Below are 26826 nucleotides of genomic sequence, written 5' to 3' on the forward strand. Positions count from 1 at the left end.
GCGTGCGCGTCCGGCATCTGGACAAAGGGTGCGCAGAATTGATCAATATCATTTACAGCGGGTTTCAGACGTTTTTCAGCGTCATGAAAACCTTTACCATCTGGGACGCGATCGATATCGCTCTGGTGGCTTTCATCATTTATAAAGGTATCCAGCTCGTGCGGGAAACACGCGCGGAGCAACTGGTAAAAGGGTTGCTGCTGCTTGTCATTGCCTATAATCTGTCACTCTGGCTCAATCTGAAAGCGATGTCGTTCCTGCTCGTCACGGTTGTGCAATTTGGATTTGTGGCAATCGTCGTGTTATTTCAGCCGGAGCTGCGCAGCGTGCTTGAGCATATGGGCAGCACCGGCATGGATAAATTCCGTGCGTTCGGTTTTGGCGGAAAAGAAACGGACAACTATACCAGAGAGGCCATCGACGCTGTCTGTTCTGCCGCCGGTATGCTGCAGAAAAACCGCATCGGCGCACTCATCCTGTTTGAGCGCAATACCAAACTGGGCGAGATCGCCAAAACCGGCACGCTGGTCAATGCCGACGTCAGTGCCGAATTAGTGGAAAACATTTTCTATCCCAAATCGCCGCTGCACGACGGCGCGATGATTATCCGCGGTGGACGGATCTTTGCCGCAGGCTGTTTCCTGCCTCTTTCTCAGAATCAGGAGATCAGCCGTGAGCTGGGCACCAGACACCGCGCGGCGCTCGGCATCAGCGAAAGTTCCGATGTACTGGTGGTCGTGGTTTCGGAAGAGACCGGGGTTATCTCTCTGGTAGAACGCGGTGTCATCAAGCGCAATCTGACGACAGACACGTTGCGCATCGCACTGGAGAACGGCCTGCTTTCGGAGACCGTCTCCAAAAAGTATGGGTTCACATCCGGATTCAAGGTGTTTCGAAAATGAATGACAAAGGCTTTTTTTACCGGCTGATGCATAACACCCTCTTTTTGCGTATCGTTTCGGTGGCAGCCGCTTTTGTCATCTGGTTCGTCGTGGTCGTCAGTGTCAGCCCGGGTTATACGCGCACCGTCTCGGGCATACCGGTCACCATTGATACCAAAAGCGGTTTTCTGGCCGACGCGGGTCTTGGACTGGTGGATAAACTCAATCAGAATATCTCCATCGACGTATCCGGCCCCCGCACGACCATCGGTCGACTGAGCGCAAAAGACTTCTCTGTTACGCCGGACGTCACGCCGGTCACCAAATCCGGCAGCTATACCCTGCAACTCAACGCTTCCCTGAAAACGCCGGACAGCCAGATCCACATCCGCAGCATCTCCCCCAGCCAGATCCAGATCCGGTTCGACACGGTGGCATCCAAAACGTTCCCGGTGAACGTGCGGGTGCAGAACAGCAAGGTGGCAGACGGATATGTGATGGAAACCGCTACGGCGTCACCCAAAGAGATCATCGTTTCCGGGCCGTCCGCCGAGGTTGCGCAGGTCGCACAGGTGCGCGCGGATGTTGATATGGGCAATGGCGTCAATGCCACCTATAAAACCAAGGCCGGTCTCCAACTGATCGATGCGTCGGGCAGCGTGCTGAATCTGGCGCATGTCAAGCTCAGCGTATCCTCGGTATCGGTCACAGTGCCCGTTTTCAAAGCCGGCACCGTACCGCTCAAGGTGAACTTCAGCAACCTGCCGGCCGGGTTCGACACCAAAAACATGCAATACACCGTTTCCCCCGACATGTTGCATATTGCAGGCAGCGCGCAGGAAATCGACAGCCTGACTCAGATCAATCTGGGCACCATTGATTTTCGCACTCTGTCCCTCACCAACAAGATCGTCCTGCCCGTGACGCTCACCGGCACCTTGCAAAATCTAGACAACCTTTCCAGCGCCACCGTCAGCATCGATCTGCTTGATACCGTTACACAGGCCGTAAACACACAGGATATACAGGTTGTCAACGTGCCATCAGGTTACCGCGTGCAGTTGCGCACAAAACAGATCAACGGCATCCAGCTCTATGGTCCGGCGGCACAGATGGCCACGCCCGCTGCCGTCACGGCTGTAGTCGATATGTCCACAGCACTCAACGGCACCGGGCAGTATGTCGTGCCGGTCACCATCAGTACACCGTCCGGTTTCTGGGCAACCGGCAATTATACTGCCGTCGTCCAGGTGTCCAAAACCAAATAACCCGTCTGAACAGACGCGTACAACAGCAAGTCATCGCGGCGGCAGAAAACCGCCGCGATTTTTTTAGTCTGTCGAGAGATCGCGGCAGGCGCCCACATCCCCTGCGGCCGCTATTTGCAAGAGGAGGAACCCATGGCAGTCATCGTCAGCAATATCCGGCTTCCACTGGAGGCCGAAGACGCGCATGCACTGGATGCCGCCCTGCGCAGGGCAGGCATCCCACGGGCATTGCACGACCGGGCATATGTCGTTAAATGTACACCCGATCTTCGTCATGGTCAAGCACATCTGGTCTATTCCGTGGGGATTGACCTGGCTGATGATGAGGAAGACGCGGCCGTGCGGCGCGCCGCTTCCCCCTCCGTTACCCGGCGCAACCCCACGGCGTTTGTCCCGCAACCGGGCAAGGAAATGCTGCACGGCCGGCCGGTGATTGTCGGATTCGGCCCGGCGGGGATGTTTGCCGGATTGCTGCTGGCGGAATATGGCTACCGTCCGCTCATCGTAGAGCGCGGTGCAAACGTGGAGGAACGTGCTGCGGCGGTCGGCCGGTTCTGGAAAACCGGTGAGCTGGACACAAAATCCAATGTCCAGTTCGGCGAGGGCGGCGCGGGCACGTTTTCGGACGGGAAACTCACCACGCGCATCGGCGATCCGCTCTGCGAACAGGTACTCCGGCAGTTCGTGCGTTTCGGCGCGCCAAAGTCCATCGCGCGCCTGGCCAAACCGCACATCGGCACCGACCGGCTGCGCGGCGTGGTGCGCGCCATCCGCGAAGAGATCCTGCGGCTCGGCGGCTCCATCCGGTTCCATACGCAGCTCACCGGCCTGGTTCTGGACGCAGGACGGATAAAAGCGGCACACCTGAGAGAAGAAGACGCGCCGACCGACGCGCTGATCCTCGCGGCGGGACACAGCGCGCGGGATACATTTGAAATGCTGCTGCAAAGCGGCGTCCGGCTCGAACCAAAACCATTTTCCGTCGGCGTGCGCATCGAGCACTTGCAGGAACAGATCGACCGGGCACTCTATGGGCAGTATACCGGGCATCCGCGCCTGCCAAAGGGCGAATACCAACTCTCCTTGCGGCAGGGGAAACAGGCGGTCTACACGTTCTGCATGTGCCCGGGCGGCACGGTGGTGGCAGCGGCATCGGAAGCGGCCGGCGTGGTCACCAACGGCATGAGCAACTATGAACGCGACGGCCGCAACGCCAACGCCGCACTGGTTGCCTCGGTGGATGCGTTTGCCGCGCCGCTGGACGGTGTAGCGTTCCAGCGGCAACTGGAGCAGGCTGCCTTTGCGGCGGGTGGTGGGCAGTTCCGCGCCCCCTGCCAGATGGTTGGCGGATTCCTCAACGGCTTTGCCGCCCCGCCGGACGGCGTGGTGCATCCCACCTACTCTGCGGGTGTGACACCCGTACGGTTGGACACGCTGCTGCCGCCGCCCGTCACCGATCTGCTGAAAACCGGTCTGCGCACATTTGAAAAGCGCCTGCACGGTTTTTCCTCGCCGCAGGCAGTGCTCACGGGAGTAGAGACCCGCACCTCCTCGCCGATACGCATCCCGCGCGGCGCAGACTATATGGCCGTCGGCATCGATGGACTTTATCCGGCCGGGGAAGGCGCCGGTTACGCGGGCGGCATTATGAGCGCCGCCGTGGACGGCCTGCGCGTCGCCTCCGCCGTCATTGAGCGATACGCTCCACCCCAAGGAACCGGCTGATTCGCCGCTTTCTTGGGGCATAAACCGAAAAACAGACGTACCCTTTTTGCCTGAGGTACGTCTGTTTTTATATGGGCATATCATGGTTCCGGCTGAAAATCCACTGGCTTTTCCCCGCAACCGAACAGATACAGCAATGCCTGCCGGATACGCGCACAGGCATGTCCATCGCCATATGGATTGACCGCCCGCGCCATTCCGGCATAGGCCGGCGCGTCGGTGAGCAGTTCTTTGGTCAGCGCATAGATTCGTTCCGTTTCCACTCCGGCCATTTTCACCGTACCGGCGCGCACCGCCTCCGGGCGTTCCGTTTCGGTGCGCAACACCAGCACGGGGCGGCCCAGTGCGGGCGCTTCCTCCTGAAGGCCGCCGCTGTCCGTCAGCACCAGATACGCGCGTTCCATCAGATTGTGCATGTCGTCCACATCCAGCGGATCGCACAGCAGCACATTCTGCAGGCCATCCAGCATTTCGTGCGCCGGCTCCCGCACCGCCGGATTGAGGTGCACCGGATAGACCACCTGCACATCCGGAAATTCTTCCGCAACCTGCCGCACCGCCGCAAAAATCTGCCGCATGGGTGTGCCCAGATTTTCCCGCCGGTGCGCAGTGAGCAGCAGAATGCACCGGTCGGTCGGAAACAACCCCCGCACGGCGGATGTTTTGAAGGCATAATCGTTCCGCACGGTATAGGAAAGCGCATCGATAGCCGTGTTACCGGTGACGAAGATCGGCGCCGCGATGCGCTCGGCCAGCAGGTTTTCCCGATTGGCGGGCGTGGGCGAAAAATGCACCGATGCCATCGGTGCCACCAAGCGGCGGTTGAGTTCCTCTGGGAACGGCGAGGACATATCGAACGAGCGCAGCCCCGCTTCCACATGCCCCACCGGGACCTGCTGGTAAAACGCGGACAGCGCGCTGGCAAAGGTGGTGGTGGTGTCGCCATGCACCAGCACGATATCGGGTCTGCAGGTTTTCAAAACCGTTTCCACGCCGGTCAGCACCGCCGTGGTGATATAAGAAAGCGTCTGCGCGGCCTTCATAATGTCCAGATCATAGTCCGGGCTTATCCCGAAGATCTCCAGCACCGTATCCAGCATCTGCCGGTGCTGCGCAGTGACACAGAGCAACGGTTCGAAACGCGCGTCTTCCCGTAATGCAAGATAAAGCGGCGCCATCTTCACCGCCTCCGGCCGGGTACCGAAAATAAACAGCACACGGATCTTTTCACCGGATTTTTTCTTTTCAAACGTCATGCAGCCCATCCTTTGGCTTTGTTATTCCCGGTGCGCACGCCCCGGAACGGACTTTAGTATACCACGCCGCCGACCCGCGCGCAAACCGGGCACTGCAAAGCGGTTTGCCGGAAAAAGCGTCATGCTTGGCCGCACAACGCGGGCATCGCTCAGCCTGCCGCCGTCCACCCGAGCGCCTGCCGGAGATGCGCATACTCCGAACGGGTATCCGCGGGGGCTTTTTCATTGAAATAAAAAGCGGAACCGTCTTTCAACATGGCCTTGATATAGGGCGGGCGTCCGCAGTAAATAAACACCGTCATTTTTTTACCGTCGTGCACAAACGTGCCGCGCGCCCACTGGGAGGTGCCCGCGCCGTTGGTATGGTAGCTGGTATCGGGTTCCGCCGTCGTCAGCGAGACAGACTCGATATTCGCAAGCGGGATGGACGTGCCGAACACCGGGTAATTGACCACCACGCTCCCATGCGCCAGCGAAAAACGCGGCGTGCTGAAATCAATGGGCATCAGGAAAGCACACAGGCCGATCAAAACCGCCGTGATGACGGTGCAAAGCGCGATGAATCCGGCGCGCCCTTTCCGGCTGCCCAGATTGAACGTCATGCCGTTGCGAACCTGCCCCGGCACGCAGGCGGACGGGTCGTTCGGATTGCAGTAGAACAGGCCGTATTTCCAATACCGGTCGTCCTCCCACGGCTCTCTGCCGGGGAGCGCGGCCCAACCGCTCTCCGCCTTGCAGGCCGCCATGCTGCGGTTGGCCGCGATATACGGGCGCAGAACCGCCAGATAATAGAACAGAAAGAGCCAAACGATCCAGTACAGAAACGAAAGAGACGGAAACCGGCCGAACAACACGGGCACCCAACAGGTGGCCGCGGCAACAAGCAGCATCCGCCTGCCCTGCCGCCGGTATGCTTTTCGGATGGCCTGAAAAACAGGGCTGCCCGTTTCCTCCGACGGTATTTTCACGCCGAACAGGCGGGAGTTGTATGCCTGCCCAAAGCCATGCTGTAAAACAGCAAGCATCGCCAACGCAAACACGCCGATCCCGAGAAAAAACCAGGAAAGAACGCTCATGGTGTCCACCCTCTCTGCCAAAGTTCCTCAAGCACCTTTTTATTATACCACATTTGGCGCTGTCGTCTTCGGCAGTTCTGCACTTGACAAGTCGAACCAAACGCCTATACTGGGGCTGTAAGAACCTGTCGACATCCTCAGGGAGTGACATTGCATGAAAAAACGTTACTCATACACCCCGCTCCAACTTGCGTGCGAGATCGTGCTCGCCGCGCTGGCGGCGCTGCCGTTTATCCTGCTGCCGCTGTTCTGGAACCAAATCCCAGCCCGCATCCCTACGCATTTCGGCATCTCCGGGGCGGCGGACGCCTGGGGCAGCAAGGGAAATCTCTGGATCGTGCCCTGCATGGCGGCGGGGCTCTATGTTTTCATCACCCTGATTCTTGCGCTTATCCCGCCAACCGCATGGAACACGCCGGAGGGAGTCACGGATGAGAACCGCGGGGCATTTGTCTACGTTATGCGCTGGATGATGCTCTTTGTCAAACTATGCATGCTTGTCATCATGGCGCAGACTGTATGGACACAGGCGCACGCGATACCAAGCCCCATCTGGGCTTTGCCGCTGAACCTCGGCATTCTGCTTGGGGGCGTTATCCTGTTTCTCATCTACACCCACAAAAAATTCAGCAGCATTCTTTAAACAACCGGGGCAATCTAAAACCGTCCCGGCTTTTCCTGCTGAGATTCACGCGCCGACATGGCAACGGCCAGTTCCCGCACCACCTTGCAGGCCACGGCAGTGGACACGCCGCTTGCATCGTAATGCGGGGCAAGCTCCACCACATCCCCGCCCGCGATGCGCAGGCGGCGCAGTTTGCAGAGCGCGGCGAGCAGTTCTCTGAACGTTACGCCGCCGGGTTCGGGTGTACCGGTACCGGGGAAGACCGACGGATCGAGCACATCGAGGTCGATGGTGACATACACCGGCCGACTGCCGATGGCATCCAGAGCCGTGTCCAGCCCGTCCAGATCGAACGGGTGAAGGTGCGTGTGCGTTTTGGCCCACTCGAACTCCTCGCGCAAACCGGAGCGGATGCCGAACTGGAAAATGCGCCCGTCGCCCAGCTCGTCCCACACGCGGCGCAGCACCGTGGCATGGGAAAGCGGCTCACCCAGATAATCCGCGCGCAGGTCGGTGTGCGCGTCGAAATGCAGCACGCACAGATCGGGATGCTTCGCATGCACCGCCTTGAGCGCGGGCAGCGTGACCAGGTGCTCGCCACCCAGCATCAGCGGCTGTCTGCCTGCTTCCACCACCCGCTTTGAAAACGCGCCGATCTCCGCCAACGCGCGCTCCACCCGGCCAAACGGCAGGTCGAGGTCGCCCGCGTCGTGCACGGCGGCATCTTCGAGATCGGCGTCCTGATAGGGGCTGTAGGCTTCCAGCCCGTAGGAATCGGGGCGCATCTGCGCGGGCCCGAAGCGCGAGCCGGGGCGGAATGTCACCGTGCCGTCAAACGGCGCGCCGAACAGCACGATCCGGCTTTCCGCAAGCGGCGTTTCGCACCCGATGAAGCAGGTGGGAAGCAGCGGTATGTTCGGTTCATGCGCCATGTTCCAGCAGCTCCTTTACATAAGTGGGCAGCGCAAACGCCGCCGTGTGCAGGTCGGTGTTGTAATACCGGGTTTTCAGCCCAAGCGCGTTCCACCGCTCCGGGCGGAAATCCGCGACTGGGTCGTACCGCTTGGACGCGAACCCAAACAGCCAGTGCCCCGACGGATAGGTCGGCATGTGGAACTCATAGACCCGCGCGATGGGGAACGTGGCCCGGATCTTGGCATGGGCGCGCAGCATCTCATGCGCATAAATCGGGTAATACGGGCTTTCGTGCTGGTTGATCAGGATGCCGTCTTCCGTCAGCGCGCGGTGGCAGTTTTGGTAAAACGCATGGGTAAACAGCCCTTCGCCGGGGCCGACAGGGTCGGTGGAATCCACCAGGACCAGATCATACATGCCTTCTTCCGCGCGGCCGACGAATTGCAGCCCGTCCTCAAAATGCAGATGCACACGCGGGTCGCTGTCCAGCACCGATGCCGTCTGCGGCAGATACTGCTGGCACAGGCGCACCACCCGCTCGTCGATGTCCACCAGATCGACATGCTCCACGCCGGGATAACGGCAGACCTCACGCGCCGTGCCGCCGTCTCCGCCCCCGATGATGAGCACCCGCCGCACCGCCGGATGCACCGCAAACGGCACATGGGCAATCATATCGTGGTAGGCGAACTCATCTTTCTGTGTTGCCATCACCAACCCGTCGATGGTGAAAAATGTACCGAACGTCTCCGATTCAAAAAAGTCGATTTTCTGGAACGGCGTCTGCTCGCTGCAAAGCTGCCTGGTCACTTTGATGGAAAAGCGTACGTCGGCGGCATGATACTCGGAATACCACAGATCGGTCATAAAACCGCCCTCCTTCTGAAAAAACAAGCGGCGCGCACGGGCGACGGCCTGAGGACAGTACCGGCAGGCTCAGACATGGAAATCCACCATGTTGCGCCCGTAAAAGATTTCATCCATTTCTTTCTGCAGTTTGCGGGTCACACGCTGTGCTTCGCCGGGGTGGATGTCTTTTTCTTTATAGCCAAACAGGTAGTTATCCAGATCAAACTCCCTGAGTTTGCATTTGGTATGAAAGATATTGTCCTGATAAACGTTGACATCAATCATCTGATACTGCTCGCGGATCTCGCGCGGGATGTAGTTCTGGATGGACGTCATCGGGTGCTCCATAAACAGCTTCTTTCCGGTGATGTCCCGCGTGAAGCCGCGCACACGGTAATCAATCGTCATGATGTCCGCTTCAAAACTGTTGATGAGGTAATGAAGCGCCTTCAGCGGGGTGATCTCGCCGCAGGTAGACATATCGATATCCACCCGGAACGTGCAGACGCCGCCGTCCGGATGGTATTCGGGGTAGGTGTGCACGGTGATATGACTTTTGTCCAGATGCGCCAGCACCGTTTCCGAAGAAGCCGGGCCGGGGGCCGCAGGACCGGGAGTCGCCTGCGTGTCCCCCGCCCGTTTGGCAAGCATGGGCTCTTCGCAGATCAACAGCGCCACGCTGGCACCCTGTGGGTCATAATCCTGCTTGGCAATATTCAGGACGGTGGCCCCGATAATCTGAGTCAAGTGTTTCAAGATATCGGTCAGGCGCTCCGCGTTATACTGCTCGTCAATATACGACAGATATGCGTTACGGTCTTCTACCGTTTTGGCATAACAGATATCGTACATGTTAAAACTGAGCGATTTTGTCAGATTGTTGAAACCATAGAGCTTTATCCTGTTTTCCATCTTACCCCGTATCATGCTCCTTCGGTTAAAATCAGGCTCAATCGGGCCGGCGCCCACAGATTTGCGGCGCCGCGCCTTTTCAAGAAAAAGGGACGCGACGCCGCCCACGCACAACAGTATTATTGTATCCATTATGCTCCGCTTTTTCAATAGATACGCGGCACAATCCTCGCAAACGTCCTGTAAAATTTTGTTGACAATCCGCATCATCCATGCTGTTTGGGAAAAATGAGAAAAGGGGTTGATTTTTCAGAAAATGTAGTATACTATAAAGGTGTATTTAAAACATCTTATTTTTTCGATCAATTTATATGGGAGGGTTCCATATGTCCATATTATACAAAGACAAAGCCGAAAGTGCGCAAACGTCCGCATTTTGGGAGGCCGTGAAAAGCCGCCGCACCATCTATTCCATCGGCAAGGAGGAGATTGTGTCTGCCGAACAGGTGGAGCAGATCGTCAAAGACGCTGTGCTGCATGTGCCCAGCGCATTCAACTCGCAGAGCGCGCGGGTGGTTCTGCTGTTTGGCGCGCAAAGCGATCAGCTGTGGGAACTTGCCAAGAAAACGCTCAAGGCCATCGTTCCGTCGGCCAATTTCCCGGACACCGAGGCCAAACTCAACGGTTTTCAGGCGGGCTATGGCACCGTGCTGTTCTTTGAGGACCAAAACGTGGTGAAAGGTCTGCAGGAGCAATTCGCACTGTATAAAGATAATTTCCCCATCTGGTCGCTGCAGTCGTCCGGCATGCTGCAATTCGCGGTCTGGACAGCGCTTGAAGAAGCCGGACTGGGTGTCAACCTCCAGCACTACAACCCGCTGATCGACGAGCAGGTCAAAGCCGCATGGTCCATCCCCGAAAACTGGAAGCTGCTCTCCGAGATGCCGTTCGGCAAGCCGCTTGTAGCGGCCGGAGAGAAAGACTTCTCTCCCATCGAGGATCGTGTAAAAATCTTCAGATGATCTTCCTGCCGCCACGTAAAAAGCCTTCCGCCGGGGATGTGCCCCAGAAGCGGGAGGCTTTTCGCATGGCGGCAGGTGCATCCTTATACCTGCTCCATTTTGGCGCGCCGTTTGTCCGTATACATTAGGTTGTCAATGTGTTCAATGAAGCGCGGGATATCCATTTCGGGTGTAAAGATGTCATACCCGATGCTGAAACGGATGTTGTAGGGCAGGGTTCGATCCAGTCTGGCCTGCATCTCGGTCTGTTTCAGCCGCTTGACGACGCGGGTCATGTCCTGGTGGTCACGCACCTGCAGGATAACGATGAATTCATCGCCTCCATACCGGCAAATCAGGTCCTTTCTCCGGAAGGTCGCCTTGAGAATGGCGGCCGCTTCCACCAACGCGCGGTCGCCGGTTTCATGCCCCCATCGATCGTTGATCTTTTTAAAATCGTTCAGATCCAGCATCACACCCGCAAGCTGGCCGCGGCCTTTCCTGTTTTTCAGCCACCCGCTGAGATAATGCTCCAGGTGCTTGCGGTTATACAGCCCGGTCAAATGGTCGGTATAAAGCTGATTGTTCTGAATGTTGAACAGGATAATCAGAAGCGAGATGGTGATGCATGGCCAGACGAGCGGCAGGCCGTAAAACAAACTCTGGAACACGCCGCCCAACATGAGCGGAAGGGTCGCCACCAGCATAGAGGTGAAGGCCTTTTTGGGCAAGCTTCTGCGATGGCGGAGCACGGCGATGAACGCATACAGCAAATATCCATAGTATCCCAATATGACCCCCACGGCCAGCAAGCCGCGGTGATAGGCATTATGCGCATCCACATAAAAGCCCCACCCCGTGAACGGGCTGGAAAGCTCGACACACAGGATGGCAACGGCAATAACCAGAAACGGCAGCATAATCCGATGCGTTTTGCGTTGGTCACGGTATATTTCGTAGTCCACATACAGGCCCCACAGCAACCCGAGGAACGGAGTGGCGCACATATAAACAAGATTGACGGCATAGTTGAGTGCGCGCGCCATATCGCCGGGGCGCCGGTCAACCAGCCAGGCCGCCAAGTCCAGAAGCACCAGGGCACAGCTTGCCAGAACCATATAAAAGAACACCCCGGCTTGCGGATCATAGGTGTCCGCATCGCGCCGCCGAAGATTCAACAAGACCAAAATCAGAACCGCAAGGGCAAAAAGGTCTATCTCCGCATATCCCAAAAGATCCATAAATCAGCACCTGCACCGGCTTCCTGTTTTTCTGCGCGCCAAATACCCGCACGGCCCATGCCGACATGGTCTGCCATTTTGCGGCTTTCCTTACGCGCTGCCTCCGGCCGGCATTGCCGGGAGACCAATGGAAAAACGGAAAACCGTCCAGCACACGCAACGGACAACAAAACGGGATCGGCTCGTTTATCTACCCGTTTAAACGTGGTTTCATTATACACTTCCATCTTTGAATGCGCAATGAGAAACGTGCCTCATAATGTAAATTTTAATATATTTTTACATATTTTACTAATCCAGTGCTTTCGCCACGTTCTTTTCGGGCAGATAGTGTACAAATCTGAAATCTTTACAACGTTTTCACAGTTTGTTAATGAGCGGCCCTTATAATAAAAGCATGCTTTTTCATTCTTTTTCTCCTCTCTCTTTTCTTTATCTGATCTGATTTCACTTCACCTGATCCCCGGCTTCTGCCGGGGAATTTTTTTGCCCGCCACCGGCGGATGCCCGCGCCACAGCCCCCCGGCAAAGCTGGAGGCCATAACCGGCCCGGAACGGTGAACCATCCAGCTGTATATCAGAAAAAGGTCATCTGACTGGTGCGGGGCATCCCGGCCAGCGCGCCGAAACTTTCCAGGCTCTCCACCACAGTCTTGGACGCGCCGCCGCGGCTCTGCAGCTCTTCCATTGAGAGGAATTTCCCCTGCTCGCGCGCCGCCGCAATGGAACGCGCCACCGACTCGCCCAGACCTTTCACCGAGGTGAGCGGCGGGCGGATTTTCCCCTCCTGCGGCAAGAACCGCACGGGGTCGGACCGGTAGATGTCCACCGTCAAAAACGGGATGCCGCGCGCATAGATCTCCCGCACGATCTCAAGCATGGCGTGCATGTCGCTTTCCTTCTGGGTGGCGTCGCGACCCTTTTGTGCGATCTCTTTCATTTTGTCCACCACGCGCTCCACGCCTCTGGTCATAATCTCCGCGTCGAAATCGCCGCCGCGCACGCTGAGGTAGGCGCAGTAATATTCCAGCGGCATGTAGACCTTATACCATCCCAGCCGCAGCGCCGCGATCACGTAGGCCGCCGCGTGCGCTTTCGGAAACATATATTTGATCTTCATGCAGGAATCAATGTACCAGTCCGGCACGCCGTGTTCCTTCATTTCCTGGATATAGTCGTCGGTCAGCAGCTTGGGGGCGCGGCCTTTGCGCACGATCTCCATGATCTTGAACGCCGACTTGGGCTTGAGCCCTTTGTGCAGCAGATAGGTCATGATGTTATCACGCGTACCGATAACCTCGGAGATGTCGCAGGTGCCGTTGCGGATGAGTTCCTGCGCATTGTTCAACCACACGTCGGTGCCGTGGGAGAGGCCGGAAATCTGCAGCAGGTCCGAAAAGGTCTTCGGTTGGGATTCCACCAGCATGCCGCGCACAAATTTGGTGCCCAGTTCCGGCAGGGAGAACGTGCCCGTCTCACTGTCGATGTCCTCCGGCCGGACACCGAGCGGCGCGGTGGAAGTGAACAGTTCCAGCACTTTCGGGTCGGGCACGGGCACGCTCATCACCGGCTTGTCGGTGAGTTCTTCCAGCCGCTTATAGAGCGTGGGCACATCATGGCCGAGGATGTCGAGCTTGAGAATGGTATCATGCAGGCAGTTGAAGTCGAAATGCGTGGTAATGGTGTCCGACGAGGTGTCGTCGGCCGGGTGCTGCACCGGTGTGAAGTCATAAACATCGTAATCGCGCGGCACCACGATCATGCCGCCCGGGTGCTGGCCGGTGGTGCGGCGCACGCCCGTGCAGCCCAGCGCCAGCCGCGCCTCCTCCGCCTTGTGCAGCGTCTTCCCCTTTTCCTCCAGATACTTTTTCACAAAACCGTAGGCGGTCTTTTCCGCCACCGAGGAAATGGTTCCCGCACGAAACACATGCCCCTTGCCGAACAGCTCCTCCGTGTATTTATGGGCGGTGGGCTGCTCGTCGCCTGAGAAGTTGAGGTCAATATCCGGGGACTTGTCGCCGTCGAAGCCCAGAAAAGTCTCGAACGGGATGTCGTGCCCGTCCCGCCAGAGAGGCTCGCCGCAGACGGGGCAAGTTTTGGCCGGCAGGTCAAAACCGGAACCCACGCTGCCGTCGGTAATGAATTCGCTGTGTTTGCACTTGGGACAGACATAATGCGGCGGCAGCGGGTTGACCTCGGTGATGCCGGACATGGTAGCCACAAACGATGAACCGACCGACCCGCGCGAGCCGACCAGATAGCCGTCGCTCTCCGACTTGGCCACCAGCTTCTGCGCGATCATATACAGCACCGAGAAACCGTGCTTGATGATGGAGTCCATCTCGCGCGCCAGGCGCTTTTCCACGATCTCCGGCAGGTTTTCGCCGTACATATCGTGCGCGCGCCCCCAAACGATGCGCGTGAGGTCGTCGTCCGCGCCGTCGAGGGAGGGCGGGTAGGTGCCCTTGGGTATGGGGCGGATGTCATCCTCCACCATATCCGCGATTTTGTTCGGGTTCTCCACCACCACTTCCTGGGCACGCTCTCCCAGATAGGCGAATTCCTTCAGCATCTCCCCGGTAGTGCGGAAATAAAGCGGCGGCTGCTCATCCGTGTCCTTAAAACCCATGCCGGACATCAGAATCTGACGAAAAACGCCGTCCCGCTCGTCGATAAAATGCGCGTCGCATGTGGCGACGACCGGCAGGTGCAGTTCGTCGCCCAGCCGGAGGATCATGCGGTTGAATTCCTCCAACTGCGCCTGCGTGGCCTTGCCCTCGCGCACGAGAAAACTATTGTTGCAGAGCGGCTGAATCTCCAGGTAATCGTAGAACGCGGCGATCTGCTTGAGTTCTTCCCACGGTTTGCCTTCCAGAATGGCGTGGAACAGCTCGCCCGCCTCGCACGCGCTGCCCACCAGCAGACCTTCGCGCAGACGGCTGAGTTCGCTGCGCGGCACGCGCGGATGTTTGAAATAATAGTCCAACTGCGATTTGGAGATGAGCTTGTACAGATTCTTCAGGCCGGTGCTGTTTTTCACCAACAAAATCTGATGGTAGGACGGCAGGCGCCGCACGTCTCCCCCGGTGGTAACGCCGTTGATGTCCTTGACATTGCCCACGCCCTTCTGTTCGCGCAGCATGTCCAGCACCTGAACCAGAATCTGCCCCAGCACGAACGCGTCGTCCGACGCGCGGTGATGGTTGAACGGCGGCAGGTGCAGCCCGCCTGCCACCGTGTCCAGCTTGTAGTTTTTCAGGCCGGGCAGCACGGTGCGGCAGAGCGGGATGGAATCCATATAGGTATAGGGGAACTCCATGCCGCAGCGGGCCGCGGCAGCCCGGCAGAACCCCGTGTCGAATTCCGCGTTGTGCGCCACGAGCACCGCGTCGCCGCAAAAGGCGAAAAACTGCCGGAGCGCCTCGTCTTCCTCCGCCGCGTCTTTCACCATGTCGTCGGTGATGCCAGTCAGCTCGGTGATGCGCGGCGGAATGGGCTTGTGCGGGTTGACAAACAGATCGAACCGCTCTCCGATCTCGCCGTTCCGGATGCGTACCGCGCCGATCTCGGTGATGCGGTCGTTTTCACGGTTCAGCCCGGTGGTCTCGAGGTCGAACGCGACGAACTCGCCGGAAAACGGCATATTCGCCCCGCCGACTGTGGCGGGCACGGTGTCGTCCACGAAATACGCCTCGATGCCGTAGATGACCTTGATCTCGCCGCCGTCTTTGCGGATGGCCTCCACGGTATTCATCGCTTCAGGAAACGCCTGCGCCACGCCGTGGTCGGTGATGGCGATAGCTTTGTGCCCCCAGCGCGCCGCACGCTTGATATAAGCGGCGGCGGGCGTCACCGCATCCATCGCGGACATATTGGTATGCAGGTGCAGCTCCACCCGCTTGACCGGGGCGTCGTCCTGCTTTTCTTCTTTTTTGGCCTGCGCGATGTCGTTTGCGCGGATGTTCACGTCGTGATCGTATGTATCGTAAGAAGCCTCGCCGCTCACCGCCACGGTCATGCCGTTTTTCAGCTTGGCGAGAAGCGGCTCCAGCTTCTTTTTATCCTTGATGATCTTGACGGTGTTGGACGAGGTGTAATCGGTGATGTTGAACGATACGATGTTCTTTTTGCCATCGCGCGTTTCGCGCACGTCCAGCCCGAACACGTCGCCCCAGACCGTCACTTTGCCGGATTCCTGCGTCACGGTGTCCAGCGGCTGCATCGCGCCGCGAACGGCACGCCCAAACAGCACCCCGGTAATCTGCACCTGTTGTCCGTTTCCGGCGGCGCGGCGGGCGGGCGCCTGCCGCTTGGGTGCAGCCTGCGGCGCTTCCGGAGGCGCATCGCGCACGGGCGGCGGCGTTTCTTCCCAGGGCGGAGGCACGGCGTCGTCCCGCAGGGGCGGAGCGTCATCCTCCCAAGGAGGAGGAGGCGCGTCCATGCGGCGAGCCGGGCGCTCGATTTTGACATCGTCCGGCAGATCCTTTTTCTCATCCGCCAGCACCACAGAAAGCTGCACGCCGAACAATTCCCGAACCAGCCTCGCAAGCGCCTTGTCGCATCCGGCTTTCATGAGCAGGTCCGCCCCGCCACAGAACAGCCGGATGGTGAGCGTATCGCCGTCCAGCTCCGGCTTGCAGTGGTCGAAAAAGCCGTTGACCGCCGCGATGCGCTGCCGCAGGCAGTCCACCAGTTCGGGAAAAAACGACAGCTCAAACAACGACGCGTCATAATGAGGACGGACGGAGAGCCTGCTCATATGATACGCCGCTGCCGCGCCCTTTTCCAATGCGGACAGCGCGGCAAACGGCAACAAACCGGAGAACGCCACGTCCACATGGAGCGCGCGTCCCTCGCGCGAGACCTCCATGCCGGTCACTTCGCCCGCCCGCAGCGTGTCCGCCTCCGGGCCGGACGGCGCATAGTTTGCAAACAATTTCCCCAATGTCATGCCTGTTGCTCGCTGTCCTTTCGATTTTGTTCATCCATGGCGCGCACTTCCGCCATCAGTGCGTCCAGCAGTTCGCTTTCGGGCACGCGGCGCAGCACCACGCCCTTTTTGAACAGCAACCCGATGCCGTCTCCCCCCGCGATGCCCACGTCCGCGTCTCTGGCTTCGCCCGGTCCGTTCACGGCGCAACCCATCACCGCTACTTTCATCGGCGTTTTCACCGAAGCAAGCAGCGGCTCCACTTTGGCCGCCAGGCCGATGATGTCAATGCGCGTGCGCCCGCAGGTGGGGCAGCTGATAAGCTGCGCGCCCTCGTTTCGCAGGCCGCAGGCGGTGAGGATATCCTTAGCTGCACGCACCTCGCGCACCGGGTCGGCGGTGAGGGACACGCGCACCGTGTCGCCGATACCCTCCATGAGCAGCGCGCCCAGCCCTACGGCGGATTTGACAAGCCCCATCCGCTCGGTGCCCGCCTCGGTCACGCCCAGATGCAACGGATACTCGCACGCGGCGGCGGCCAGGCGGTAGGCCTCCACCATGGTGGGCACGTCGGACGCCTTGAGCGAAAGAACGATGTCATGGAAATCATACCGTTCCAGCAGCGCGGCGTGATAGAGCGCACTGTCCACCAGAGCCTGCGGGGTGGCGCGCCCGTATTTCTCCAGAAACGGCTTCTCCAGCGAGCCGCCGTTCACCCCGATGCGGATAGGGATGCCTCTGGCGGCGCAGGCTTCGGCCACCGCCTTCACCCGTTCATCTCCACCGATGTTGCCGGGGTTGATGCGGATTTTGTCCACGCCCGCGGCGGCAGATTCCAGCGCCAGCCGCCAGTCAAAATGAATGTCGGCGACCACCGGCATGGAAACGGCTTCTTTGAGCACGGGAATAAGCCGCACGGTGTCCATATCCGGCACGGCCACCCGCACGATCTCACAGCCGGCCTGTTCCAGCCGCCGGGCCTGCTCCACGTTGGCGGCCACATCCCGCGCGGGTGCGCAGAGCATGGACTGCACCGAAACCGGCGCGCTCCCGCCGATGGCGACTTTGCCCGCCCGCACCTGCCTTGTCTTTCGTCTTTTCATAGGTTCTACCTCTTGATCAGCCTTACAATGTCATTGAACGTCACAAACAGCATCAGTGTCATCAGCAGAGCAAACCCGATGAGATGGACATAGCCCTCGTATTTCCGGGAGATGGGCTTGCGGCGGATACCCTCGATGATGACGAACAGCAGACGGCCGCCGTCCAATGCCGGAAGTGGGAACAGATTGACCACGCCAAGGTTGACGGCGATCATCGCTACGACGTTGAACAGCATGGACGGACTTTGTGACGCCGCCTGCCCCATGGCCGCCGTAACGCCCACCGGCCCGGAAAGATCCTTGACGCTGTAGCGCCCGGTGAACATCTGCAGAATGGTCACCCACACCAGCTTCACCATGGCGATCGTCCAGTAAAACGCATAGGAAATCACCCGGCCGGGCGTTTTCTGTTGGGCATAGACAACAAAATCCCGCGCCATCACCTTGCCGCCGTTGCCGTCGTCGGTCATGGGGAACTGCACGGCGGGCAGATCGACCACCTTGCCGCCCCGCAGCACCTGCATGTTCACTTTGCCTTTGTTGCTGGTGATGAGGCCGAGCGTGATGTCCATGTTGATATGGACGGCCGCGCCGTCGATGCTCAGAATCCGGTCGCCTGCCCGCAGGCCGGTCTGCGAACTGGTCGCGCCGTCGGCAAACTGCGCCACCGTGGTGGACGGGATGGGGTTCGTCAGCATAATAATAATGAGGATGATGACAAACCCCGTGAGGATATTCATGAACGCGCCGGCCACCAGCACGATGATGCGCTGCCAGACCGGCCGGTTGACGAACGCGCGCGGATCGTTGTTCTCGCCGTCCTCGCCCTCCATGGCGGTGAAACCGCCGATGGGCAGCGCGCGCAGGGAGTATCTGGTCTCCCCTTTCTGGAATTTGAACAGTGCTGGACCCATCCCGACGGCAAACTCATTGACCTTGATCCCGCAGAGTTTCGCGGTGAAAAAGTGGCCGAATTCGTGCAGGAAAATCAATACGCCGAATACGATCACGGCAATCACGATATATAAAATCGCAGTCATACCCACCACTCCTTTGGTTCAGATAGAAACGGTCACAGCGCCCGGCGGGGCACGCTTCCGTCGGCTTTCCGCGCCTGGGCGCGCACAAACGCGCGGGCGGCCGCGTCGGCCTTCCGAATGCCCTCATAGGTCACCTCGCCCGGCTCCTGGCGGTCGGACGCGGCCTCCGCCAGCGCGGCGATGTCCAGAAAACCGATCTCCTTCTCTAAAAACAGCGCCACCGCTTCCTCGTTTGCGCCGTTGAGCGCTGCCGGAACCAGCCCGCCGCGGCGGATGGCCTTTTTGCATGCCCGCAGCCCGGTGAACGTGTCTTCATCCGGCCGCTCGAACGTGAGCGCGCCTAACGAAAACCAGTCCATCTGCCGGACGGGGGATGGCACACGGTGCGGCCAGGTAACGGCATACTGGATAGGCACGCGCATATCCGGCACGCCGAGCTGGGCCAAAACGGCATGGTCGGCGAATTCCACCGCCGAGTGCACGATGCTCTGGCGGTGCACCACCACCTCTATTTTCTCCGGAGGCAGGCCGAACAGCCAGATCGCCTCGATCAGTTCCAGCCCTTTGTTGATGAGCGTGGCACTGTCGATGGTGATCTTGGCACCCATTTTCCAGTTTGGATGATGGAGGGCCTGCTCCGGACCCACCTGCGCAAGTTCGGCACGCGAACAGCCAAAAAAGGGCCCGCCGGATGCGGTGAGGATCAGACGTTCGACCTCCCCGCGCCCCGCGCAGCCCTGCAGGCATTGGAATACGGCGGAATGCTCACTATCCACCGGCAGAATACGCACGCCGTTCTCCTCGGCGAGCCGCATGACCAGTTCACCGCCGACCACCAGAGATTCCTTGTTGGCCAGCGCCAGATTCCGCCCAGCCCGTATAGCCGCAAGCGTGGGCGCCAGCCCGGCCATGCCCACCACCGCGTTAAGCACCAGGTCGCTTTCCCCGCGTGCAACGGCGCACACGCCTTCTTCACCCGCAAGAATTTCCACCGGCACATCGCGTAGCCTGGCGCGCAGCCGTCCGGCCGCTTCTTCATCCGACACCGCCGCCACGGCGGGGCAGAACCTGCGCACCTGCCGTTCCAGTTCCTCCACATTGCGGCCGGCGGCAAGCCCCGTTATCCGAAGCCCCAGTTTTTCGGCCACGTCCAGCGCCTGTGTACCGATGGAGCCGGTGGAACCCAGTATCGCGAGGGACTGCACTGCCATCATATGAAAGCCCTTTCTGTTAAAATGCCTCTGCCCGCCGTCAATTATACCGGAATCGTACCCACCGATACGACATGCACGATCTGCACCAGCACATACAATAGCGGCGCGACAAACATCACACTGTCAAAACGGTCCATGATACCGCCGTGGCCGGGTAGGATGTGTCCGAAATCCTTAATCCGGCATTCGCGCTTGATGATGGACGCCGCCAGATCGCCGAAAATGGCAGCGAGCGCGCAGAGCACGCCCATCACGACCAGCAACGGATAGTTCACCGTCACCCCGATATGCAAGGAGGCGGCGTAGCTCTGATAAATCAGCCCCGCCACCGGAAACAGCACCGTGGAACACACCACGCCGCCCACCGCGCCCTCGACCGTTTTCTTTGGGCTGATCTGCGGCGCCATCTTGTGCCGTCCTAAAAAACGCCCCACAAAATACGCGCCCGCGTCGGTGATCCACGCGCCGATGAAGATAAGCGCGAGATAAAACAGCGAATCGAAAGTGGTATAGCCATGCGTCGAGAAAATATCGCGCAGAAACACGATGCTGGAAAACGCCAGGCTGATCATGACCGTGAGCATGAACGCCGTGCCGATCTGTTCCAGCTTGAGGCCCGCGCGGTAATGCATCAGCAGGCTGAACAGCACCACAATAAACAGATAACTGAATATCATCACGATCAGGTGCATTCGGCTAATATTGAAAAAGGGCATCACCGCCGTGTAAACAAAGCTTGCGGCAGCCAGTCCGCGGCTCTGGATGTATTTCATGGCCACGAAGACCTCATAAAGCGCCAAAATGCTGATGAGCGCCACCACGATATTCAGAACCACGGTGTTGTAAAGCAGCAGTACCGCTGCGATCAGGGGCACGCCGAACGCCGCCGAGATAAGCCGTTGTCTCATGTTAGCCCCTTTCCACAGGATGCATCCCGCCGCTTCCGCAAGGCCGCCCGCACCGTCTGCCGGCCGGGCGGCTCAGGAGCCGCCGAAGCGGCGCTTGCGTGTGTTGAAATCGGCGATGGCCTGTTCCAGAACGTCCGGTGTGAAATCCGGCCAGAGCACATCGGAAAACCAGTATTCCGCATAGGCCGACTGCCACAGCAGAAAATTGGAGATGCGCTTTTCCGCACCGGGCATGATGACCAGGTCGGGATCGGGCTGCCCGGCCGTTTCGAGATGCGATGCCAGTACGTTCGCATCCACCGCTTCGGGCGCGAGCGTGCCCGCCCGCACGTCCTCCGCAATGGCGCGCGCGGCGGCCACCAGTTCGGGGCGCCCCCCGTAATTGATCGCGATGTTCAGCCGCAGGCCGGTGCGATTTTCGGAAACTTCCTCGGTTTCCGCCATCAGCGCCTGCAATTCCGCATCCAACCGGGTGCGATCGCCGATGAAGCGGGTGCGGATGTTCTCATCTCGGAAAATGGTAAGCACATCCCGCAGATTTTTGCGCAGCAGGCTCATCAGCCCGGACACTTCATCCTCCGAGCGTTTCCAGTTTTCGCTGGAAAATGCATAAACCGTGAGGTACTGCACACCAATCTTGTTGCAATACCGCGCGATGGTCTTGAACGCCTCGGAACCGGCCACATGCCCGGCCTGTCTCGGCACATGGTGCTGTTTGGCCCAGCGGCGGTTGCCGTCCATCTTGATGGCGATGTGCACCGGCAAAATCCGTTCGGACGGCGCTTCCGTTTTTTTGCGAAACCCAAACATGCCAAAGCCCTCCGCACGGCGCTGCCGTTATATTTCCATGATTTCTTTTTCTTTTTTGGCGGCGATACCGTCGATCTCCTTGCAGAAGCGGTCGGTGGCGTCCTGCACCTTCTTCTCCGCGTCCTTGAGGTCGTCTTCGGTCAGCTCACCGCCTTTTTTCTGCTCCTTGAGCGACTCGATCGCATCCCGACGAATGGAGCGGATGGCCACTTTGGCATCCTCGCCGTATTTGCGCACCGTTTTCACCAGTTCTTTGCGCCGCTCCTCGGTGAGGGGCGGGAAAGCGATGCGGATGATTTTGCCGTCGTTCTGCGGGTTGACACCGAGATCGGAAGCATAGATCGCTTTCTCGATTGCCCGGAGCTGTGTGATATCCCACGGCTGGATGGTCAGGTTGCGCGCCTCGGTGACCGAAACGGCTGCGATCTGGTTGATGGGCGTGGGGGTGCCATAATAGTCCACCCGCACCTTATCCAAAATGGCCGGGTTGGCACGGCCGGCACGGATGGTGCCGTATTCGCTTTCCAGCGCCGCCACCGTTTTGGTCATTTTCACCTGATAATCCTGTTTGCCTGCCATATCAAACCCTTTTCCCCGCTGCCGCCGCGGTCTATCACATGTCCGCTTCCCTGCGGCCGGATTGGGAAGCGGCTCTTTTTTGTCATCCGATGTGCCGACAGAGCGCTTTCAAAGTGTGTTCTGCACGATGGTGCCGATGCTTTCACCCAGCACGGCCCGTACAATGTTGCGCGGGTCTTCCAGGCTGAAAACCATGATGGGCACTTCATTGTCCATGCAGAGGGAGGTGGCGGTGCTGTCCATGATGCCCAGCCCGCGGTTGAGCACGTCGATATAGGCAATATGGTCGAACCGCTTGGCATCCGGATGCTTGGTGGGGTCGCTGTCATATACGCCGTCCACCATGGTGGCTTTCAGGATGATGTCCGCGTCGATCTCCACCGCGCGGAGGGCCGCCGCCGTGTCCGTCGAGAAGAACGGGTTGCCCGTGCCGCAGCCGAACACCACCACGCGCCCTTTTTCCAAATGGCGCACGGCGCGGTTGCGGATATAGGGCTCGGCGATCTGCCGCATCTCGATGGCCGTCTGCACACGCACCGGCACGTCCAACTGCTCAAGTGCGTCGGCAATGGCCAGCGAGTTGATGACGGTGGCCAGCATACCCATATGGTCGGCACGCGTCCGGTCCATCTTTTCGTTGCTGCGCCCGCGCCAGAAGTTGCCGCCGCCGACCACCACCGCGATCTCGGTGCCGAGATCCGCCGCCTCTTTCACGCTGCGGCAGATCTCGGTGACGACGTCATAATCCAGGCCGAAATGCTTCGGCCCCGCCAAAGCCTCTCCGCTCAATTTCAGAAGAATACGCCTGTATCGGGGCTGCTCCATATTAAACCTCCACGCTTTCTGCCGATATGGCCCGCGGCGGCCCGCGCCGCACCCGTGGACTATCGGCGGATGGCACGGGCGCCCCTAAGCGGCACCCGCCCCATAGCAAATCTTATTCTACCCGAAATGGAATGGGCTGTAAACCCCTATTTTGTGAACAACACGCCCGGCACCCGCGAGAATGCACACGCGCGCAGCAAAAAGAGGCTGCTTTCACAGGAAGCCGGCCCCGCGTCCTTCGCGGACCGATCATCGGCCGCACCGGGAACACGGGCGGGACAGTTCCATTGGAAACACCCTCTTGTTTGCAAAACGTATCTTATTTCACCATGCCGGCGACTTCCGCCGCCAGATCGTCGTGCCGTTTCTCCAAGCCCTCGCCTTTTTCAAAGCGCACGAACTGCGTGATTTTGATGCCGCCGCCCAGTTTCTTGGCGGTCTCTTCGGTATATTTCGACACCGTCAGATCGGCGTCCTTGACGAACTCCTGATCGACCAGGCAGATTTCTTTAAAGAACTTGCGGATGCGGCCGTTGACCATTTTCTCCGCGATGTTCTGCGGTTTGCCCTCGTTCATGGCCTGCACGGTGAGCACTTTCTTCTCTTCCTCGACCACGTCGGCCGGCACGGCCTGCTCGTTGAGGTAACGCGGGTTCATCGCCGCGATCTGCATGGCGATGTCTTTGCCGTATTCCCCAAAGCCGTCTTTGCCCGCCACGTCGGTGTCGAACTGCACCAGCACGCCGATGCGCCCGCCGCCGTGGATATAGGTGATGAGGTCGCCTTCCAAACGGACGAAGCGGCGGATCTTAATGTTCTCGCCGATGGTGAGCACTTTTTCATGCAGCACTTCGGCCACGGTCAGATCGGAGCCTTCCGCTTTCAGTGCCAGCAGGGTATCCAGATCGGCCGGGTTTTGCTTGAGGATGGTGTCGGCCACCTGCCGCACAAATTCCTGGAACGAATCGTTCTTGGCCACAAAGTCGGTCTCGGCATTCACTTCCAGCACCAGGCCCGCGTGAAGGGACGGATCGACCTCGGCAAAAACCACGCCTTCCGCCGCGATGCGGTCGGACTTTTTGGCGGCCGCGGCCAGGCCTTTTTCACGCAGGTATTCCACGGCTTTGTCGAAATCGCCGTCGGACTCCGTCAGCGCCTTCTTGCAGTCCATCATGCCGGCGCCGGTCTGCTCCCGCAGCGCCTTCACGTCTTTTGCTGTAAATGCCATTTATAATTCCTCCCTGTATGTGTGTCGTCAAACCATTGAAAACGACGGATGTATCCTCATAAGAAAAGGGCGCCCCGCCCACGGCCCGAACCCGATGGCGCCCCGCATACGGGGGAATCTCCCTATATGCGGAAGCGGCGTCGGGCCGTCCATGTGTCGGAGGCAGCCCCATCCACATTGCCTGTTTGCGGGGGCGGATGCCCCATTTCCCTGGAAATGCGCCTTTATTGCGCGGCGGCGGTTTCCCCGGCCGCTTCGCCGGCGGCCTGTGCGTTCTGTTCGCCCTGCTTGCCTTCCAGCAGCGCGTTGGCCATCACGGAAGAGATCAGGCGCACAGCGCGGATGGCGTCGTCGTTGCCGGGGATGACATAGTCGATCTCATCCGGATCGCAGTTGGTATCCACGATAGCGACGATGGGAATGCCCAGCTTGCGCGCTTCGGAAACGGCGATGCGCTCTTTGCGCGGATCGACGATGAACAGCGCCGCCGGCAGTTTTTTCATATCTTTAATGCCGCCGAGGTATTTCTCCAGCTTCTCGATCTCCAGCTTGAGTTTGACCACTTCCTTTTTCGGAAGCAGTTCAAACGTGCCGTCCTCTTCCATCTTGCGCAGCTGGGCAAGACGGTCGATGCGGCGGCGAATGGTGCGGAAGTTGGTGAGCATACCGCCCAGCCAGCGCGCGTTGACGAAATACGCGCCCGCGCGCTCGGCTTCCTCGCGGATGGAGTCCTGCGCCTGCTTCTTGGTGCCTACGAACAGGATGGTGTTACCGCCCTCGGAGAGCTTGCGCACGAAGTTGTAAGCTTCTTCGAGCTTGCGCACGGTCTTCTGCAGATCGATGATGTAGATGCCGTTGCGCTCGGTGAAGATATACGGGGTCATTTTCGGGTTCCAGCGCCGTGTCTGGTGGCCGAAATGCACGCCCGCTTCCAAAAGCTGTTTCATAGTAACGACAGATGCCATAATCAAAAAACCTCCTGGTTTTACCGCCGCACCGCGTGAAATTTCGCCCGGGGAAACCCTTCCTGCGCATTGCAGAAAAAAGGCACCGTCCCGAACGCACGGTGCGTGTGTTTTAGCAGAAGTATTGTACCACATTCCGGCAATCTTTGCAAGCTCTCAGTGAAGAAAACTGAAAATGCCTTTTTTTCTGCACGGCCGCGCGGGGCCGCAGCAGGGCTCGCAGTCCACCAGGATGGTATCCTCCCCGATCTTGTCGATATTTTCCCACGGGATGAGCAGATCCTCATCCCGCCCGAAAAGGCCGAAAAAACGCGGCCGGCCGAAAATGATAAGCGCTTTGACACACCCGTCGCAAATGCTGATCTGCACGTCGCAGACATTACCGAGCCGGCTGCCGTCCCGCAGGTTGATGACATCTTTGCAGGAGAGTTCCTCGATCGTGGTCAAATCCACACTGCACACCTCCACAAGGGCCGGCGCGGCGCCGGCGTTCCTGCTTCCACTTTATGCGGCAAGGACAGTGCGGATACCCGTCACATCTGGCTTTTGATCTTGGAGAGCGCCCCTTTTTCCAGCCGGGAGACCTGCGCCTGCGAGATACCGATCTCGGAAGCGACCTCCATCTGGGTGTGCCCTTCGAAAAAGCGCAGGTAGAGAATGCGTTTTTCCCGCTCGCTGAGGGCGCCCACAGCCTCCTTGAGCGTGATCTCGTCCAGCCAGTCGCTGTCTACCGTTTTGTCTCCGATCTGGTCCATCACATAGATGGTGTCCCCGCCGTCGGAGTATACCGGCTCGTAGAGCGACACCGGTTCCACCACCGATTCCAAGGCCATCACGATCTCCTCTTTGGGCATATCCATCTCTTTGGCCATCTCCTCAATGGTCGGCTCCCGCTGATTTGCGTTCATCAGCCGCTCTTTGCACTGCATGGCCTTATAGGCGATGTCCCGCAGCGAACGGCTGACACGGATGGGGTTATTGTCGCGCAGATAGCGGCGGATCTCGCCGATGATCATAGGAACGGCATAGGTGGAAAAGCGTACATTCTGAGAAATATCGAAGTTGTCTATGGATTTCATCAGCCCGATGCACCCCACCTGGAACAGATCGTCCAGATTCTCCCCACGGTTGGTGAAGCGCTGGATGACGCTGAGCACCAGCCGGAGGTTGCCACTGATGAGTTCTTCCCTGGCGGCAAGGTCGCCCTGTTTCACGCGCTTGAGCAGCGCCGTTTTTTGTGATTCCGTCAACACTTTCAATTTGGAAGTGTTCACGCCGCAGATTTCCACTTTGTTGAACTGCATACACGACCCTCCCGAAAACTGGAAATAAAATTCCATTTCCAGTATTGCCGTGCGGAACGGTTCGTATACGCATGCGCTGCGCGCCCACCCATTTTTTATGAGCGGTAAATTTTTCATGCGGGCTATGCCCGCCCCCGCTCACCGCCGCCGCACTGGAAATCAAAAAGCATGGAAAAGATTTACCTGGTTTTCAAGCTGGATGCCTGCCATTCGACTTGCAGACCTTTGCTA

Annotated in this window: 23 protein-coding genes; 5 read left to right on the forward strand and 18 right to left on the reverse strand. The window is 59.0% G+C overall.

Going from position 1 to position 26826, the window contains the following annotated elements:
- The first annotated feature begins 38 nt into the window (after positions 1-38).
- From cdaA to ETHHA_RS08105, 3 genes are all read left to right on the forward strand, one after another.
- Entirely contained in the window at positions 39-902 is an 864-nt protein-coding gene (gene cdaA / locus ETHHA_RS08095; protein WP_013485495.1) for a diadenylate cyclase CdaA, read from the forward strand.
- On the forward strand, positions 899-2149 hold the full coding sequence (locus ETHHA_RS08100) for a CdaR family protein (protein ID WP_013485496.1): 1251 nt from the start codon (positions 899-901) through the stop codon (positions 2147-2149). Before cdaA ends, ETHHA_RS08100 begins: the two co-directional genes overlap by 4 nt.
- 132 nt (positions 2150-2281) lie before the next feature.
- On the forward strand, positions 2282-3874 hold the full coding sequence (locus tag ETHHA_RS08105; protein ID WP_013485497.1) for an NAD(P)/FAD-dependent oxidoreductase: 1593 nt from the start codon (positions 2282-2284) through the stop codon (positions 3872-3874).
- 80 nt (positions 3875-3954) lie between these two features.
- Here ETHHA_RS08105 and wecB read toward each other — a convergent pair whose 3' ends face one another.
- Complete coding sequence (wecB, locus tag ETHHA_RS08110) at positions 3955-5130, reverse strand: non-hydrolyzing UDP-N-acetylglucosamine 2-epimerase (protein ID WP_013485498.1); 1176 nt, start codon at positions 5128-5130, stop codon at positions 3955-3957.
- A 149-nt stretch (positions 5131-5279) separates the two neighbouring features.
- On the reverse strand, positions 5280-6206 hold the full coding sequence (locus ETHHA_RS08115) for a hypothetical protein (RefSeq protein ID WP_013485499.1): 927 nt from the start codon (positions 6204-6206) through the stop codon (positions 5280-5282).
- A gap of 154 nt (positions 6207-6360) precedes the next feature.
- On the opposite strand from ETHHA_RS08115, the gene ETHHA_RS08120 reads away from it, so the two are divergent.
- Positions 6361-6849, forward strand: coding sequence for a DUF1648 domain-containing protein (locus ETHHA_RS08120; protein ID WP_013485500.1), 489 nt, complete (start codon positions 6361-6363; stop codon positions 6847-6849).
- 14 nt (positions 6850-6863) lie between these two features.
- Here the strand turns inward: ETHHA_RS08120 and speB are convergent, their stop codons facing one another.
- The 3 genes from speB to speD all read right to left on the reverse strand — a co-directional run bounded on the left by speB (position 6864) and on the right by speD (position 9522).
- Positions 6864-7763 carry an agmatinase gene (gene speB / locus ETHHA_RS08125; protein ID WP_013485501.1) on the reverse strand — a complete coding sequence of 300 codons (900 nt, stop codon included), beginning with the start codon at positions 7761-7763 and terminating at the stop codon, positions 6864-6866.
- Positions 7753-8613, reverse strand: coding sequence for a polyamine aminopropyltransferase (gene speE / locus ETHHA_RS08130; protein ID WP_013485502.1), 861 nt, complete (start codon positions 8611-8613; stop codon positions 7753-7755). The genes speB and speE overlap by 11 nt, the downstream gene beginning before the upstream one ends.
- A gap of 69 nt (positions 8614-8682) precedes the next feature.
- On the reverse strand, positions 8683-9522 hold the full coding sequence (speD, locus tag ETHHA_RS08135) for an adenosylmethionine decarboxylase (RefSeq protein WP_041687409.1): 840 nt from the start codon (positions 9520-9522) through the stop codon (positions 8683-8685).
- 311 nt (positions 9523-9833) lie between these two features.
- Here speD and ETHHA_RS08140 point away from each other — a divergent pair, with 311 nt between their 5' ends.
- Positions 9834-10469, forward strand: a complete 636-nt coding sequence (locus tag ETHHA_RS08140) for a nitroreductase family protein (RefSeq protein ID WP_013485504.1) — start codon at positions 9834-9836, stop codon at positions 10467-10469.
- Between the two features lie 83 nt (positions 10470-10552).
- Here ETHHA_RS08140 and ETHHA_RS08145 read toward each other — a convergent pair whose 3' ends face one another.
- From ETHHA_RS08145 to sigG, 13 genes are all read right to left on the reverse strand, one after another.
- Entirely contained in the window at positions 10553-11689 is a 1137-nt protein-coding gene (locus tag ETHHA_RS08145) for a GGDEF domain-containing protein (protein WP_013485505.1), read from the reverse strand.
- A gap of 577 nt (positions 11690-12266) precedes the next feature.
- Positions 12267-16640 (reverse strand): PolC-type DNA polymerase III, encoded by a 4374-nt coding sequence (locus ETHHA_RS08150; protein WP_013485506.1) that lies wholly within the window; start codon positions 16638-16640, stop codon positions 12267-12269.
- Positions 16637-17722, reverse strand: coding sequence for a flavodoxin-dependent (E)-4-hydroxy-3-methylbut-2-enyl-diphosphate synthase (gene ispG / locus ETHHA_RS08155; protein ID WP_013485507.1), 1086 nt, complete (start codon positions 17720-17722; stop codon positions 16637-16639). The genes ETHHA_RS08150 and ispG overlap by 4 nt, the downstream gene beginning before the upstream one ends.
- A 5-nt stretch (positions 17723-17727) precedes the next feature.
- Entirely contained in the window at positions 17728-18762 is a 1035-nt protein-coding gene (rseP, locus tag ETHHA_RS08160; RefSeq protein WP_013485508.1) for an RIP metalloprotease RseP, read from the reverse strand.
- Between the two features lie 32 nt (positions 18763-18794).
- Positions 18795-19976 carry a 1-deoxy-D-xylulose-5-phosphate reductoisomerase gene (locus tag ETHHA_RS08165; protein ID WP_013485509.1) on the reverse strand — a complete coding sequence of 394 codons (1182 nt, stop codon included), beginning with the start codon at positions 19974-19976 and terminating at the stop codon, positions 18795-18797.
- 41 nt (positions 19977-20017) lie between these two features.
- Positions 20018-20884, reverse strand: coding sequence for a phosphatidate cytidylyltransferase (locus ETHHA_RS08170; RefSeq protein ID WP_013485510.1), 867 nt, complete (start codon positions 20882-20884; stop codon positions 20018-20020).
- Positions 20885-20956: 72 nt separating this feature from the next.
- On the reverse strand, positions 20957-21694 hold the full coding sequence (uppS, locus tag ETHHA_RS08175; protein ID WP_013485511.1) for a polyprenyl diphosphate synthase: 738 nt from the start codon (positions 21692-21694) through the stop codon (positions 20957-20959).
- A 27-nt stretch (positions 21695-21721) separates the two neighbouring features.
- Positions 21722-22273, reverse strand: a complete 552-nt coding sequence (gene frr, locus ETHHA_RS08180; RefSeq protein WP_013485512.1) for a ribosome recycling factor — start codon at positions 22271-22273, stop codon at positions 21722-21724.
- Positions 22274-22381: 108 nt separating this feature from the next.
- On the reverse strand, positions 22382-23098 hold the full coding sequence (gene pyrH, locus ETHHA_RS08185) for a UMP kinase (RefSeq protein WP_013485513.1): 717 nt from the start codon (positions 23096-23098) through the stop codon (positions 22382-22384).
- Between the two features lie 319 nt (positions 23099-23417).
- Positions 23418-24326 carry a translation elongation factor Ts gene (gene tsf / locus ETHHA_RS08190; RefSeq protein ID WP_013485514.1) on the reverse strand — a complete coding sequence of 303 codons (909 nt, stop codon included), beginning with the start codon at positions 24324-24326 and terminating at the stop codon, positions 23418-23420.
- A gap of 224 nt (positions 24327-24550) precedes the next feature.
- A complete protein-coding gene (gene rpsB / locus ETHHA_RS08195; RefSeq protein WP_013485515.1) occupies positions 24551-25291 on the reverse strand; it encodes a 30S ribosomal protein S2 in 741 nt (246 codons plus the stop codon).
- Between the two features lie 156 nt (positions 25292-25447).
- Complete coding sequence (locus ETHHA_RS08200; RefSeq protein ID WP_013485516.1) at positions 25448-25744, reverse strand: YlmC/YmxH family sporulation protein; 297 nt, start codon at positions 25742-25744, stop codon at positions 25448-25450.
- An 80-nt stretch (positions 25745-25824) separates the two neighbouring features.
- A complete protein-coding gene (sigG, locus tag ETHHA_RS08205) occupies positions 25825-26595 on the reverse strand; it encodes an RNA polymerase sporulation sigma factor SigG (protein ID WP_013485517.1) in 771 nt (256 codons plus the stop codon).
- Positions 26596-26826 lie beyond the last annotated feature (231 nt).

It is taken from the genome of Ethanoligenens harbinense YUAN-3 (assembly GCF_000178115.2).
Lineage (GTDB): Bacteria > Bacillota > Clostridia > Oscillospirales > Ethanoligenentaceae > Ethanoligenens > Ethanoligenens harbinense.